The organism is Ectobacillus panaciterrae DSM 19096 (assembly GCF_000430785.1).
GTDB lineage: Bacteria > Bacillota > Bacilli > Bacillales > Bacillaceae_G > Ectobacillus > Ectobacillus panaciterrae.
Genome location: NZ_AUMR01000039.1, coordinates 31,609 through 47,998 on the forward strand (window position 1 = coordinate 31,609; position 16,390 = coordinate 47,998).

Consider the following 16,390-nt stretch of genomic DNA (forward strand, 5'->3'; position numbering starts at 1 on the left):
TCATGTGTTTGCTCTACTGTTCATCCTCTTTGCTCGGATTCGGTTTTTGTCCAGGGGACTGTCGGTATGGGTTGAATTCGCCAGTTAAATGGGGGCGTGTGTTCATCATCCACCATGGAGCCCGAATCAAGGCATCTTTCAACTCACGCCCCTTCATCGGAGCGATTGGTGTAAGGTATGGAACGCCAAAAGAACGCAACGTACATAAGTGGACGACGATTGCAATCACCCCAAGCATAATCCCAAGCAAACCCAGCGAACCGGCAAGAAACATAATAGGAAAGCGTAGCATCCTTAACGCAATCCCTTGTGTATAGTGCGGCACCATAAAAGATGAAATGCCTGTAATCGCAACAACGATGACCATCGGAGCGGAAACCAGGCCAGCTTGAACGGCAGCCTGACCGATGACCAAAGCGCCGACAATACTAACAGCAGCCCCGACCTGTTTCGGAAGCCGAACCCCTGCTTCACGCAGCGCTTCAAATGTAATTTCCATCATTAATGCTTCTACAAGCGCCGGAAAGGGAACGGTTTCCCGTGAAGATGCCGCACTAATCAGCAAGGTCGTCGGCACCATCTCCTGATGGTAGGTAAGGACCGCTACATAGAGTGAAGGCAAAACGAGAGAAAATACCATAAACACAAAGCGCAACAAGCGGATGACTGAACTAATCAGGTAACGCTGGTAATAGTCTTCCGGCGACTGTAGTAAGGAAAAAAAGCTAATCGGAGCAATTAAGACAAAAGGAGTGCCGTCCACGAGAATCACCACACGCCCCTCCAGGAGATTAGCAGCGGCTACATCAGGCCGTTCCGTATTGATGAGTTGAGGAAAAGGCGAATAGGGATTGTCTTCAATCAGTTCCTCGATATACCCACTTTCTAATACACTGTCTATTTCGATGCGCTGTAAGCGGTTTTTGACTTCCTCAATGAGAGTTTGATCCGCAAGTCCTTCTATGTAAGCAATCACAACACAAGTATCAGTATAGCGCCCGATTTTTATCGATTTCATTTTGAGATCAGGACTTTTGATCTTTCTGCGAAGTAGGGAGGTATTGACTCCCAATGTTTCCACAAAGCCTTCCCGTGGTCCCCGCACGACACTCTCTGCCGTCGGTTCTTCAATTGATCGCTTTTCCCATTTGGCCAACCCTAAGGCGAGTCCGCACGCTTCTTGTTGTACGAAAAGCACGGGGTGCCCGACGGAGATATTCTCTATACAATCTGCAAACGTCCTGACTTCTTTCATTTTTGAAATATGTATCTTTTTCTCTAACATTTCACGTGGACTACGACCCCTTCCTTCTGTTTCCGACATAAGTGGGGTGAGCACATGATCATCGATCTCCTCAATATTAGATAAACCCTCTACATAAACAAGAACAGCTTTCGTTTGTCCGCTAATCAAAAACGTCCGGAAGATCACATCAAAACAATCCTGATATATGGAGCGAAGAACCTGTAGGTTTTCATCCAGGTCGGAAGAAAGCAGAACTTGTTGCCCAATAACTTGCGGTTGTTGCGTATTAAGTTGTTTTTGCTGATGGAACCTTTTTCGGTTTTTTCGAAACAACATGGACAGCGCCTTCCTTTTGTTCAAGGTTATATGGAAAATCGTGATGAAACTTATCCTTATCTTGTGATGTATCTATCAAACCTATCCTAATCTAATTGGGAATTTTTTCAATCCTTTAAAGCATTATAGTGTCTTATTATTGGAAATCCTCTATTCTGTAAAGGTAAACCTTTACAGACACTTTAAGCATGACAAAAAGGCTTCAGGGGAAAATGAAGCCTTTTTGTTTACTGCAATGTCTTTTCCTATTAGCGCAAATGCGTGTGAGACGGTTAGATATCTCACACTATTATAGAATGTCCGTATTTATCTTGATTATTCGTGTTAAACTCTATTTTTCCAATCTTACTTCAGCGCCTCCTAAATCGGCTCCATATTGGTACGATTTTGCCACTGATGAACAGAATAATGTATGATCTGGGTGCCCTTGAATAATTAAGATTTTTTCATCTGTTGCTATCCTCTTTTTTCTTAATATAAAAAATAAAAAAATCCAATAGTTCGTTTGAAAGATGCATCGTGATCGGAAAAAGACATTTACTTCGACAAGTAATTGTTAACATCGATGAGCTTTTCATTCTGGTTCTTTACTATTGGTAATCCTAACCAAATAAATCCTCCACCAGTAAATACAGCTCCAATTACCTCGATGATAGCTTGTGCTTCGCCTGTGAAGCTGCCTGCAACAAAAATTAATGTTCCAATGATCAAAAGATACCCGCCACCACGCGGAAGAACTTTTTCATGAACCACTGAAATTCCAAAAAGGATCATACCTGCTACAAAAAGCAACGGCCCAAAAGAATGAATGATACTTGGCACGTCCGAAGTAAAGACGGAATCTACTTTAGCCCCTGACGCACCTGCAATTTCCACATATACAATTGCGACAACCAGAATTGTGCCAATAACTCCAATTATCATACCGAGTAATCCCAAAATGCCATTTCGTCCACCTTGCACTTCAAATAACCCAAAAAATACAAAGACGAGAAGCAAATGGGCTATTAATACAAGGGTTTCACCTAATACCGTTCCAAAGTCTTTTTCTCCACCGAGATTTAGTGTGTGAGCCAGAATAAGTAAAATACCCGAAATGATTGATGTATAACCGCCAAGAAGTCTGAAATTAGTTGACATTGTTTTCTCACTCCTAAACGTTATTCTTTTTTAAACTGATTAATTATATTATTTTTATAGTCGCATGAAAAAACTATTATTGTGACAGGCTTCATCAAGAATGTAAATTAAACAACAACTGAATCTATTCCATTAAACTAGACCCCTTACAAACACCCACAGCCCTAATAATATCCATCCCTAATTCTGGAACCATATTATCAACCCTACTTGTCCCTCCTCACCCCCAAACTTCGACAGAAAGAAACAACTTCCTTTTCTCCTCTCTCATTCCACGATAATAACGCTTTCTGATGATAGTGAAACCGCCCACAAATATGAACCGCAAATAAAGAGGGTGGAATGAAGTCAAGCAAAGTTCCCCTAGCTTCTCTTAGCCAATCGCTTGGATTAGCCCAGAGAAACGAGAGATTTTCACAAATCTCGTCTCCCGAATACGATACGACAAACTATGTTTCCACAAAACCTGTCTATATATAGGCGGTAACAGTATGACAAAATTCTCTACTTTACATCAAAATAATAAAAGGACGGCATAACCGTCCTTTTAAAGCTGTTTTATTCATTTTCTAGTGTTTGAATCCACCTAATTGTTGCTCAGCCATTGCAACAATCCGCTTCGTAATTTCTCCGCCTACAGAACCATTGGCACGAGCTGTTGCTTCTGGTCCAAGTTGCATACCAAACTCTCGTTCGATTTCCCGCTTCATTTGGTCAAGTGCTGTTTCTGCACCTGAGATAAGCGCTTGATTACGACCAAGTTGAATTGATTTCTTAATTGTAATTCCTAAAAAGCCTGAGACATGGTCTCAGGCTTTTTTATACTGCTACAGACTTTTCAGCGTGCACAAGCGCTACTTGAACAGTAGGGATATGAATAGTTGTTTCTAGACCATCACTAATTCGTTGCAGGTAATACCCCAAAAAGGAGCTATTGTCTTTTTCCTCTTCCCATGGGTCATAAAGCCAAGAATGTGACCGTTCCCCGTAACACATTTTCCATAACTCTCCTTGCCATTCTACGATATCACCTAAATGTACCTCTGCTTCATTAATATCTTGACATACGACCTCTACAGCCATCTCTCATTTCCTCCTCTAATGTTACTCAGTACCTATAGAGATACCATTTTTTTCAGTTCATCTCTTTTTTATAATGCATGGTCCTTATATAAGTAAATTCTTCTTGTTAAAAATCGTATCATGAAATCCCCATTAAAAAAAATACTTATCCCTTATAACTAGTTATTAATTATTTGAATATCTCTCGAGAGTAAAATTGTATTGAAAGCTCTTCTGCCTAAATGAAAAAAGAACGATTTACAGAGATGCATTGCGCGCCGTTCAGAAATCGTTCTTTTATACTATATCTCTATTAAATTTTTTAATTGTCTTTCCAATCCAAGCTCTCTATAAAATGTACGAATGCCTTGACGACATTCCATTCTAGAGATTCCTTATGATAATACATCCACGTTCTTCGCAATATAGGATTCCCTTTTTGATCAGTTAAGTCAATTTTATGTAAGTCTTCTATCCCGGTAAGTACCCTGCTGGACAAAATGCCATAGCCTAACCCATTGATAACCATTTCCTTACAAGTATCAACTTGGTCGACTTCTATACTGATAAAGGGCGCTTGCGTATAGTTTTCGGCCCACCAATTATCAATTAATGATTTTAATAAGTAATCCCCTCTATAATCGATTCTTGGAAGATGAGGGAGATTAGTAATATCAATCTCTTCCTTTGACGTAATGCATATTGTTTCTTCAAATAATAGATGTTTCGATAATCCCCTCCAACCATAGTCTCCCCGAACAAAGCTGACATGAACATCTTTATTGTGTATGAGCTGAGATACGTCTCTGCTCCATCCTGTAATCACTTTAAACTCCACATGAGGGTACTGCATTTTAAATAATTTCAAAATATAAGGAAGTTTATAATTCGCAAAAAAATTGGATACACCCAATTTCAAAGTACCTACAACTTCATTACTTATGTTATTGCTCATATTGAGGACATTCTCTTTTATTTTTTGATAATGAGCAAGGGCTTCCTCAGCACAATGGACAAGATATTCTCCTTGCGGGGTAAAATGAATTCCTCTGCTTTCACGGGTTACTATTTGAACACCTAGCTCTTTCTGTATATGCTTTAAACGATTGGTTAATGCAGGTTGAGTAATAAACAAAAGCTTGGCTGCTTTCGTAAGATTTTTTTGAACATAGAGAACTTTCAATATTTCCCAATCACGGTAATCCATTATTTCCCCCCCTATCTATGCGATATAAATATTTTTTATAGGTAATTATAATTTTCTAGCATTTTATTTATTTCTATTATTACATTATCCTTATCCGTAAGCAATTCAAAATTAATTCTCTAAACTAAAGATCATTCAACAGTAGAAATTAGAAGAATTATGATAGTTAGTACTATATACAAGTGAATAAAAAAACCGTTTATAGTGGGGAGAGATGATCCGGCGACATGCAGAAGCGGTCAAACCTTTGTAGGGGTTCATGCAAGGGTAAACCAGAGAGAAGAAGCATACCATATTCCCTTTTGGTTGCACATAGCACATGAAAATGTCAAATTTATCATTCACTCATATATAGTACGATATAGGATATTACATATCTCAGATTCCCTATCTTGTGTATGATTTCAAGTGGAAAAGATAACCATTTATAGCGTTTAAAATAGGGTTCTAATATTTACTACAAAGATATTTTTTAAATTACATAAAGGTAGGGATATATGACAACTTTACGAGAAATGCATCTAAAGAAGAGTTGTAAGGAGATGATCCATTTTGTGATTCTGGTGCAAAAATAATTCACTAGAAACATAGAACAGCAATATCCTGTAAACTTGGGGATTAAGAAACAACTTATGAATGAATTCAACCTCATTTTGGACAGACTTTGCCCAAAATGAGGTTGATCTTTTTTAACCATATGCATAGCTTCGATACCATTCTTTTAACTCTTGAATGGCTACAGGATAAGCTGAGTTCTTATCAACCGTAATCATACGTGGAGTTGTAGAATAGCAAGTAACCAAGGTTTTCTTGAAAAAGACGTAAAATAATATATCCCATTTCAAACGATAATTACTATATTAATAATCGTTATCTCTTGTTCGACAGAAAACCTTCTAAGGCCCCAATGGCCCCTTGCTCATCGATTCCGTTTGCAATTAGTGTAATTTCTTCTCCCTTTCTAATGGCCATGGCCATAACTCCCATAATACTTTTAGCGACTACCGATCTTCCGTTTTTAATGATGGTTATCTCGCTGTTAAAAGATGATGCTTTTTGTACAAATTCAGTAGCAATTCGAGCCTGAAGACCATGTTGAAGATGAACGATAAGCTTTTTTTCCTTCATTAACAGTCACTCTCCCTTTTACAGATTATTTACAGCATATAGTTGCTTTTATTGGTTCTGATACAAAAATCCTTGGCTGCTTAAAATGTTGCGAATCCTTCTTTTTAACATATTCTATTTGACAAGGGTAAGCTCATACCCTGACACTTCTTATTAGTAGCTAAAGAAAGTAATGAATAGATTGCCTTAAGATATCGGTTCATGTACTTTTATTATATCAGAAATCAGGAAACGTTTACACGTATATTTGAACACTTTGTGAAATTTTGATCAAAATCTGCTTATGGTAATACGAAAGTGCAAAAAAAAACGCATTTCCAGTATAAACAGTTTCATTCTCATATAAAACTAATAGTTTTATCCGTAAACATCAAAAACATACTTTACTAGGTTATAAAGAGTAGGTGTGGCGTTTATTATATAAGTCCACTTTGTTATTTCGACATATCTATCGTTTGTCACGTAGAACAAAAGGGAAACTGCGCTCACTCCCTCTCTCTCCCTGCATGGGCCACGAAAAGGGGTTGACCGCTTCTACGCTTACCCCCTAAAAGAAAAGTTTTTATGTCGATTTTTTTAGTGGCATTCATATAATTAACAAAGACAGTCTAAATCTTTTCAATATAAAACTCCAGTTATATGGCTGGAGTTTTAGAACTACTAATATTTAATAATTTATAGAATAAATAAGCAGGAACTATATATGAGTGAATGATAATTTCGACCTATCCATGTGCGATGTGCAACCAAAAGAGAGTATGGTATGCTTCTGGTTTACCCTTTCATGAACCACTACAAAGGTTTGACCGCTTCTGCACGTCGCCGGATGATCTCTCACCACTATAAAAGGTTTTTTATTCACTTGTATATAGGTCTATTTCCGTCTTGTCTGAATTTAAAAACTCTAACTGAGTAATTTCATTAATAATGCAGCCAATATGATAGTAGATGCGCCGCCGATTCTTGTTGAGATTTGGGCGAACGGCATCAATGACATACGATTGGAAGCGGAAAGAATAGCAACATCTCCCGTTCCCCCGAGACCGCTGTGACAGCCAGTGACAATTGCGGAGTCCACAGGATACATCTTCATCCATTTTCCTACAAAATAGCCGGAAGTAATCATCGTAATCACTACTGCTGCACAGATTACGACATATCCAAGAGTAATGATTTTAACAACATCTTTTAAAGGAATATAAAGCATTCCTAATCCTACCATTAAAGGCCATGTAAGGCTTGTTGAAATAAATCTGTATAAATGGTAAGCACCTTGCTCCATTTTGGTTGGCATAAATTTTGCGTATTTAACGATGGCTGCAGTAAAAATCATGATAATAGCTCCTGGAATGCCGATAAATTTATGAGCGACATTCCCGAAAACAAAAAAGCTGCAAGCAATTAAAAGTCCAGCTCCCATAAGACTGAAGTCAATTGGTTTTTCGATGTTTTTTGCTTCTAGGACTTCTTTGTCATCTCCAGTCTTCACTAAAACACCATTTCCAGTAAGCTCTGGCCGTTTTTCACCTAGACGTTTCAGTAATCCTGCCATAATGATAGCTACTGTATTTCCAATAACAGCAGCTGGAATCAATTGACCAACAAATATTCCCGCAGGTTTGTGCAAAATTTCAGAGTAAGACAGCGAAAGAGGTAAAATCCCTTCTCCAATCCCCCCTCCAATAATAGGAACAACGATGTAAAAGAATGTATGCTTGATGCCGTATCCAAACAGCAAGCCGATTAAAGATCCTACGATACTCGATGCAATTGTTCCAACAACAAGAGGAACAAACATACGAATGAAACCTTGTATTAACACCTTTCTATTCATCCCAAGTATACTGCCTACCACCAGAACAGAGATATACAAATAAAGAAAGTTAGATGTTTTCATCAAGTTCGTAACTGCTTTCAAAACAGCTGGATTCATCAAGTGGAAAAACACCATAATCGATGGAACAAGTAGTGATAAAATAGCTGGGCCTCCAATATCTCTTAATATCGGAACTTTTAGTCCGATATCACCAAGAAGAATTCCCATTACCATAATAACAGCAAAACCGCCAATCATATCGGCAGGAAGCTGATTGTATACAGAAGCCGCATAAACAATTATTGCTAACGCAATGTAAAGCGGCAATGGAATTACCCCTACCTTTATTTTCCCAATCCTAATGAAAAAGTTTCCCTCATGATCCGCCGATGAAATCGGCTTCAATTTACTTGTGTTCGCCACATTACAGCACCACCTAGCTTTATTATCCTTATAATAGATAGTGTTCCACCATATCTATAGTTTATTTAACTTTTGTAAACGTCTTTAAAATTTAAATAAGTAAGTGGCGTTCGAAGGGCAGACCTTTACAGATAGTATAAACACCTTATAAAATTAAGAATTTTTATGTTCGTAAAGAATGCTTGTGCAATTCAAATATCTTCGCTTTTCTTCTCTGCACCTAATACTTTTGTATTTCTCTACTATTAGATGGCAAAGGTATGACAAAATTCTCTACTTTAACACCAAAATAAAAAAGGACGGTATAACCGTCCCGCTAAATCCATTGTATTTTTTTCCATGGCAAAATAATTTACTATCACCTAAAACTCCCCACCGACCTATTTTGAAACCATTGAAGAGTTTTTTGAATTGCCTCCTCGTGAGAAGTGAACGTGAATGACGGAAATAAGCCCCTGAATCTCTCACCGTCGAGGACTAATGGTTCTTCAAATTCGTACATTAGCTCTATTAGTTCACGTGCTTCAGGGCTGCCAATTCCAACTAACCTTAAGAGCCCCTTTCCTATTTTTCCATAGTTAGCTCGCTCCCCTGAAGCTCTGTATACCATCTTCATGAACTGCTCCCCTGTAACCGGATTAGGCCCTGAAACATGCCATGTTTTACCGTAAGCTCGTTCTTCTTCCCCTAATTGAATACAAGCTTGGGCGGCGTCATCAATATATACAAGTGAATGAGGCATATCCAATCTTCCCGGCCATAGTGCTTTCTTTCCAGATAGCGCTGCATGAAAAATCGGACCAAATAACTTATTTGTCACGTTAGGTCCATAATAATCTGGAAAACGGGGTATAACGACTTGAACCGCTCCCTCTCGATGTGCGTTCATCAAACGCGATTCTAACTGATTACGTAGCTCACCTTTACGACTTTTCGCCGCTAACGGGTGGGTTTCTACGGCTGGAATTGTTTGTAGTGGACCATAGCCGTATACATTTCCCGGAAAGACTACACAAGCATTAGTGAGCATTGCACCAGCTAGGATATTTTCAGTAACAACGGGCATTACTTCTGCCCATCTGTGATAGGGAACATTGATACAATGGTATATGATTGAAGCCTCCCGACAAGCTTCTATGACATCACGTTGATTCAATGCGTCTAGTTCGCATATTTCAACTGAATCCGGAAAGTTCTGCTTGATATTCTTTGCATTTCTAACTATAGCTCGAACTGTCTTGTTATCGGTAACTAATGCGCGAACAATAGCGGAGCCTAGCGCACCTGCAGCTCCAAAAACAATATGCGTCATGTTATAATTCAACCTCCTTGTCAAATAATCAACAAATCAATGTGTGGAGGCGGTGTGCTTTGATAACAGGAAGTACATCGCCCCCACAAGTTTAAGTAATAATTTCAATATTAAACCAGTTGACCTGTAAGGATATTGAGTTCTTTTGCTGTAACGTTTACGGCGAATTTGATCTGTTCTTCGGTGTGGTTAGACGTTACAAAGAAACGTAGTCTTGCAGCATGTTCTGGTACTGCAGGATATACAATCGGATAAACATTTATTCCCTGCTTAAGCAACGCTTCTGTAACCCTCAAACATTTTTCGGAATCTCCTAAAATGACAGGAATTACTGGTGTATTATCATGCAAACCTATGTCAAGACCATGTTCGCGAGCGAGTTTTGCAAATAAATTGGACATCTGGTTCAATTTGCTAATCCTTTCTGGTTCAGAGCAGATTACCCTTAAAGCGGCAAGAGCTGCAGCTGTATTGGCTGGTGTAATTCCAGCACTAAATATAAAACCAGGAGCGGTGTATTTTAGATACTGAATTAATTGTTTACTACCCGCAATATAGCCACCACAACTCGCAAACGACTTACTGATTGAACCCATTAGGATATCGACGTGGCTCGGGTCAATATCGAAATGTTCACAAATGCCTTTTCCAGTAGCGCCTAAAACGCCAATTGAGTGAGCCTCGTCAATAAATAATAGTGCTTTGTGTTTCGTTTTAACTTCAAGGAAGGCTAGTAATTCGGGAATATCACCGTCCATACTATAAATTCCCTCAATAATGATTAAGACCCTTTTATATTGACTTCGCAATTTATTCAGTAACTTATCCACACTCATCCAATCATTATGAGGAAATGGTCGTCTTTGAGCTCCAGACAAGATACAGCCCTGAATGATGCTATTGTGGCACAATTCGTCGTGTAGAATTAAGTCCCCAGGACCCACAATATGTCCGATAGTTGTGACATTCGTCGCATGCCCGGCGGAATAAACGATCGACGATTCTACGCCGATAAAATCCGCCAGTTCCTGCTCCAATTCATGATGTAAAGGTATTTCCCCTGACAGCAATCGACTGGCAGATACAGACGTTCCGTATCTCTCAATCGCATTTATTGCTGCGCGAGAAACTATTGAGTCACCGGACAATCCCAAATAGTTGTAACTCGAAAAATTAATAACTTGTCGTTCATTCATAGTTATTACATCTTTATTAACTCCATCACGTATAGCGAAATACGGATTTATTGACTCTGACATCTTTAGACGCTGTTCTAAATGAAGATACTCTGGGAAAAGTTCAATACGGTAGTTCTCTTCTGGGATTTTGTTGGCCGGTATTGGTGTCGATTCTTTTGATATATTGTCTGTTGCAGGCTCATCAATATGATTAGTGGCCTTTTGCACAGCGGCAACCGTAGAATCATCGTCTAAAAGATCAATGATTCCCTTAATTGTAATTTCACCGATAAAATGCTCAAAATCATAGGTTACATGGGGGAACTTGGAAGCAAGATCATTTCGCAATTGTACAAGCATTAACGAATCGAAACCAAGTTCGTTAACAAGGGATTGATCAAGATGTAGTTCTGATACAGGATATCCACTGATTTTAGAAATAATGTTTAACACCGATGTTATATTTTCATTTCCTTTACTACTTGGTTCTTGTGGAACTTTTAGCCTTATATAATTTGAAGTTGAAGGAAAGTTTTGTCTTTCTTCTAGCCTTGTTTCCTCGTGCACATTGTATGGGGTGGTTGAATTGATTGAGTTATTACGTTCCATCAACGCCTTACTCTGTTCAACTAAAACCTGGCTTTGATTTTTTAAAATAGCAATTAGATCACTCTGTATTGTATTCATGTTATCTGAAATAACCTCACTCTCTTCCTTATTGGAAACATTTGTTGATGTCCATAAGAATTCATTCGAGGATGAATGATTGATCTTGCCCATTAATGCCTTAGATGTGAACCAGTGACGAGTTTTATCGAATGGGTAAGTGGGTAATGGTATGCGAAACCGGCGTATGTCATTTGAATAAAAAGATTCCCAATTAATTTTCATCCCGAGTGTATATAACTTACCAAGTGTACTCAACACTACTTTCCAGTCATCAGCATTATGGTTTAGCGATGATAGCCATGCGCAGGAATCGTCATTTCTAATCTGCCTAGCCATATTGATCAACACTGGATTAGGGCCTAGTTCAACAAAACATGTAATCCCCTGATTCATTAAGGTATGAACACCTGCCATAAAGTTTACTGGTTCGACAATATGCCGGGTCCAATACTCACTTCCCATAGAATCGTTGGAGCTTAGTATACGTCCATCTTGGTTAGATACTAGCGGAATCTTGGGGTTTCCAAACTGTATACTTTCAGCTGCTGCTTGAAACTTATCAAGGATTGGGTTCATTAGGTGCGAGTGAAATGCGTGTGATACATTTAATGGTTTACACGTGATACCCTCATTCTCCAACTCTCTGATGGCTTGTTCAATCAAATTAGCATTTCCCGAAATAACCACATTTGTTGGACCATTAATGGCTGCAATGGAAATTGAGTTTTGATACTGTCCGATCACACCGCTTACTTTCGTAATGTCAGCTCGCACGACCGCCATCATCCCGTTCCTTGGTAATGCTTGCATAAGGCGTCCGCGTTCTGCAATGAGCTTCAACCCATCCTCTAGACTATATACCCCGGATATACAAGCAGCTACATACTCCCCTACACTATGTCCCAAAACAGCGTCCGGCATTATCCCCCATGTCTTCCACATTTCAAACAAGGAATATTCGAGTGAAAATAATGCTGGCTGTGAATACATTGTTTGATTTAACAAATCTTCATAATTGGAATCGAACAATAGGGACAGTAAGGATACTGGAAGTATATCTCTAAGGATTTCATTGCATTTATCTAGTGCATGTCGGAAAGTCAATTGAGTATGATAAAGTTGACGTCCCATTGCATGATACTGAGATCCTTGCCCGGTAAAAAGAAAAGCTATCTTAGCTGGATGTTTAGAATCGACTTTACCGCACCTTAATCCGTCGACTGGTTTTCCAGATAGAAATTGACCAATCTGTTCCCTGAGATTCACCGTTGAATCAGCAACCACTGCCATTCGGTGGCTAAAATCTTCCCGCCCTACATTTGCGGTATAGCTGATATCAGACAAACAATACTTTGAGTTATCTAGTAAATATTTGTTGTATCGACTGGCTAACTTCTGTAAGGCAACTTCATTACGTGCTGAAAGTGTAACAATATCAAAACTTGCCTTATCTTTTGTGTCACGTTCCTCTGTTTGGGTTGGTGCCTCTTCTAGAACAACGTGAGCATTCGTTCCACCGAAACCAAAGGAACTTACCCCCGCAAATCGGCGAATTTTTCCGGAAGGCCATCGTTGGAGTGACGTAGGAATAAATAGTTTGCTGTCCGCCAATGAAATGTGTGGATTCAATTTTTCAAAATGTAAATGTGGCGGGATTTCTTCGTTTGTTAACGATAATACAACTTTGATTAGCCCGGCAATTCCTGCAGCGGCTTCCAAATGACCAATATTAGTCTTTACTGATCCAATAGCACATGGTTGATTTGTTGATCGTCCTTGTATTAGTACATTTTTGAGTGCTTCCATTTCAATTGGATCACCTAAAGGAGTTCCCGTTCCATGAGCCTCTACGTAACTTATTTTGGATGGCTCCACACCGGCATTCTTTAATGCTTGCTGAATTACAATTTCTTGAGATTTTCCATTGGGAGCAGTGATCCCATTACTCTTACCGTCTTGATTAACCGCAGATCCTCTAATAACAGAGAGTATAGTATCTCCATCTTTCAATGCATCAGATAAGCGTTTAAGGACCAGCACTCCGGCCCCTTCACCACGTACATATCCATCAGCTTTATCATCAAACGTCTTACACCTGCCAACAGGAGACATCATACGAGCTTTAGAAAAGGAAACGGAGACTTCTGGGGATAGTATTACATTTGCCCCGCCAACGAGAGCTATATTGCACTCGCCATTTCGTAAGCTTTGGCATGATAAATGAACAGCAACTAATGACGACGAACAAGCAGTATCTACGGCAACACTCGGCCCTTTGAAATCAAAGAAATAAGATAGACGATTGGCAGCCATATTTGTAGCGTTGCCAATAGCCGTGTAAGCATCTACATCTGAAGAATTCGCTATTTGTAAACGCGAGTAATCATTTGTGCTGATTCCTATAAAAACACCAGTCAGGCTTTTGGCAAGTTCACTAGGAGAATACCCGGAATTTTCTATCGCCTCCCAAGCAACTTCTAATAAGATTCTCTGTTGAGGATCCATACAATCTGCTTCCCTGGGGGTTATATTAAAGAAACTGGCATCGAAACAATCAATGTCTTTAATGAAACCGCCCCATTTCGTAGTCATTTTTCCAGGGGCATCCAAATCTTTATCATAGAAAACTTCGTTGTCCCAACGATCCCGAGGAATTTCTGAAATCGCATCAATTCCTTTTTTGAGGAGATTCCAAAACTCCGTTTCATTACTAGCACCCGGAAAACGGGACGCTAATCCGACAATAGCTATCGGTTCCTCTGATGAGGCAGCACTGAAAGCATTTGTAAACTGCTTATGCGAATTTTCCACAAGATACCGAGACAAGGATTCAATAGTTGGATAATCCCACACGATTGTAGGAGAGAGTTTTTGATCAAGCCATTCACTTAAATCACCGGACAGAACGACAGCTTCAGCGGAATCCAACCCGAAGTTTACAAAAGGTTCCTCTAGATCAATTTCTTCTTTTAAAATCTCTAACCTAGTGGAGATCTCCGATATCAACCAATCACGAATAGCGTCTTCCGTAACTACTTTATCGTTTCTAACTTTCTCATCTGCGATTGTATGAAAGTTCATTAACTTTCCCCCCAGATTTCTAGAGTCTCTGATAAATAGTCTATTCGACAAGCACTGCGTTGAATTTTCCCACTAGAGGTTTTAGGTATAGAACCGGTTTTAATAAAAAGAACCTTATATACTTGGAGGGAATGTTCATCAGCTATCGCTCGACGGATTACGCTAACAATTTCCCGAAGCATTTTTTGTTCCTCATCACTTTTTTGTGTATCTGAAGAATTTTGATTTCGCGGGCGGTATCGACGCTCTAACTCAGCAACGATAATAAGACGTTCTTGTTCATTTGTGTCTATTGTAAATGCGGCGCTACACCCCGGTCGGATGGCAGGATGACTATTTTCCACAGTTAATTCAATATCTTGAGGATAATAATTTCTCCCACGAATGATAATGAGATCCTTGATTCTGCCCGTTACGAACAATTCGTTAGATTCTGTCATATAACCTAAGTCTCCCGTACGAAGATAAAACTCCTCACCAGCATCACTCAAACGTGCCTGGAATACTGAATCAGTTGCCTCAGGATTATTCCAATATCCACTCGCTACACTGGCACCATTAATCCAAATCTCGCCGATCATATTCGATGAACATACTACACCTGTTTCTGGGTTTACAATTTTCACAGTATGATCCACACCACTTGTGCCGCAATTAACGATCTTAACAGCGCTATCATCTTCATTACTTATCGGTAATGCATTTCCTTGTTCCAGTGCTCTTCGATCCAACAAATCGACCGATACATCCTTAGACTTTAGTCCCCCGGTGACGAACAGCGCTGACTCAGCCAGACCATAGCAGGGATAAAAACTTTCTCTTCGAAAACCACAACATTCAAAACTCTTGCTAAAACGGTCCATAGTTTCAAATCGGATAGGCTCCGCTCCGTTAAAGGCTAAACCCCACGTACGCAAATCTAAGGACTGTTTCAATTCCGGACCAATTTTTCTAACACATAAATCGTATGCAAAATTTGGCCCTCCACTTATTGTAGCTTTGTACTCATGGATCGTTTGTAACCAGCGAATTGGACGCTGAAGAAAATCTAGCGGTGACATAAGAACACAATGGGCACCTGAGTAAATAGTTGCCAGTACGTTCCCTATAAGACCCATGTCATGGTAAAGCGGCAGCCATCCAACAATTACAGAATCAGAAGTGATTTCAAACGCATTTTGGATAAGTTGCTCATTACTAAGAATATTTTTATGTGTTACCATCACGCCTTTGGGGTTACCCGTTGAACCAGAGGTGTACTGCAGAAAGGCGACATAATCTTCTCTAACATTAGGGTTCATCCAACTATTTGAAAGATTAGGGTCAATAGCATCTGTATAAATCCAATTATGTTCCCTAATCGGAAAATCATTTATAAAATTTTTAATATTAAAATAAATATCGGAAGTCGTTAAGGCAATGGATGGACTTGAATTCTCAAAAATAGATCGCAAACGTAGCGCATGACGACTTTGCCCCGGAGGATACACAGGAACAGCGATCACCCCAGCATATAAGCACCCGAAAAACGCCTTTATATAATCCAATCCCGAATGAAACATTAGAATTGCCCGTTCCCCTTTAATGGCCGTTCCTTGGATAGCCGATGCGATTGCTTTTGCACTACGATCTAACTCCGCAAAAGTGAGAAATGATTGTGTATTTTTATCAAAATCCAAAAACGTAAAAACCGTTCTTTCCCCAAGTTCCTCCGCTTTATGACGCAACAATGAAACTAGTGAAGATGAATTTGTATACGTATCAATCACTTGACCACCCTCTGCCCCAGAAT

The 16,390-nt window shown here is 39.3% G+C and carries 10 protein-coding genes and 1 pseudogene; all 11 read right to left on the reverse strand.

All coding sequences use genetic code 11. The features are described from left to right. Positions 1-13: 13 nt before the first annotated feature. Entirely contained in the window at positions 14-1,582 is a 1,569-nt protein-coding gene (locus H540_RS0111060; protein WP_028400702.1) for a spore germination protein, read from the reverse strand. Positions 1,583-2,119: 537 nt separating this feature from the next. Beyond that, entirely contained in the window at positions 2,120-2,722 is a 603-nt protein-coding gene (locus H540_RS0111065; protein ID WP_028400703.1) for a hypothetical protein, read from the reverse strand. 569 nt (positions 2,723-3,291) lie between these two features. Continuing rightward, complete coding sequence (locus H540_RS0111070) at positions 3,292-3,501, reverse strand: alpha/beta-type small acid-soluble spore protein (protein ID WP_425388106.1); 210 nt, start codon at positions 3,499-3,501, stop codon at positions 3,292-3,294. A gap of 40 nt (positions 3,502-3,541) precedes the next feature. After that, positions 3,542-3,805 carry a hypothetical protein gene (locus H540_RS0111075; protein WP_028400705.1) on the reverse strand — a complete coding sequence of 88 codons (264 nt, stop codon included), beginning with the start codon at positions 3,803-3,805 and terminating at the stop codon, positions 3,542-3,544. Positions 3,806-4,106: 301 nt separating this feature from the next. Beyond that, on the reverse strand, positions 4,107-4,991 hold the full coding sequence (locus tag H540_RS0111080) for a LysR family transcriptional regulator (RefSeq protein WP_028400706.1): 885 nt from the start codon (positions 4,989-4,991) through the stop codon (positions 4,107-4,109). Positions 4,992-5,512: 521 nt separating this feature from the next. Continuing rightward, positions 5,513-5,809, reverse strand: a pseudogene (locus H540_RS35545) (hypothetical protein); the annotation flags it as partial. Between the two features lie 52 nt (positions 5,810-5,861). After that, the gene (locus H540_RS0111085) at positions 5,862-6,119 is read right to left on the reverse strand and encodes an HPr family phosphocarrier protein (RefSeq protein ID WP_028400707.1); all 258 of its coding nucleotides are present in this window, start codon (positions 6,117-6,119) and stop codon (positions 5,862-5,864) included. Positions 6,120-7,023: 904 nt separating this feature from the next. After that, the gene (locus H540_RS0111090) at positions 7,024-8,340 is read right to left on the reverse strand and encodes a 2-hydroxycarboxylate transporter family protein (RefSeq protein WP_028400708.1); all 1,317 of its coding nucleotides are present in this window, start codon (positions 8,338-8,340) and stop codon (positions 7,024-7,026) included. A 376-nt stretch (positions 8,341-8,716) separates the two neighbouring features. Further along, positions 8,717-9,670: an NAD-dependent epimerase/dehydratase family protein gene (locus H540_RS0111095; RefSeq protein WP_028400709.1), complete on the reverse strand. Its 954-nt coding sequence runs from the start codon at positions 9,668-9,670 to the stop codon at positions 8,717-8,719. A 110-nt stretch (positions 9,671-9,780) separates the two neighbouring features. Continuing rightward, a complete protein-coding gene (locus H540_RS0111100; RefSeq protein ID WP_051317073.1) occupies positions 9,781-14,598 on the reverse strand; it encodes a type I polyketide synthase in 4,818 nt (1,605 codons plus the stop codon). After that, positions 14,598-16,367 carry a fatty acyl-AMP ligase gene (locus tag H540_RS0111105; protein WP_028400711.1) on the reverse strand — a complete coding sequence of 590 codons (1,770 nt, stop codon included), beginning with the start codon at positions 16,365-16,367 and terminating at the stop codon, positions 14,598-14,600. The genes H540_RS0111100 and H540_RS0111105 overlap by 1 nt, the downstream gene beginning before the upstream one ends. Positions 16,368-16,390 lie beyond the last annotated feature (23 nt).

Bases quoted from the DNA above. Each gene is read 5' to 3' on its own strand.
- H540_RS0111060 (WP_028400702.1), bottom strand. From the start codon at position 1,582: ATGTTGTTTCGAAAAAACCGAAAAAGGTTCCATCAGCAAAAACAACTT.
- H540_RS0111085 (WP_028400707.1), bottom strand. From the start codon at position 6,119: ATGAAGGAAAAAAAGCTTATCGTTCATCTTCAACATGGTCTTCAGGCT.
- H540_RS0111080 (WP_028400706.1), bottom strand. From the start codon at position 4,991: ATGGATTACCGTGATTGGGAAATATTGAAAGTTCTCTATGTTCAAAAA.
- H540_RS0111100 (WP_051317073.1), bottom strand. From the start codon at position 14,598: ATGAACTTTCATACAATCGCAGATGAGAAAGTTAGAAACGATAAAGTA.
- H540_RS0111075 (WP_028400705.1), bottom strand. From the start codon at position 3,805: ATGGCTGTAGAGGTCGTATGTCAAGATATTAATGAAGCAGAGGTACAT.
- H540_RS0111065 (WP_028400703.1), bottom strand. From the start codon at position 2,722: ATGTCAACTAATTTCAGACTTCTTGGCGGTTATACATCAATCATTTCG.
- H540_RS0111095 (WP_028400709.1), bottom strand. From the start codon at position 9,670: ATGACGCATATTGTTTTTGGAGCTGCAGGTGCGCTAGGCTCCGCTATT.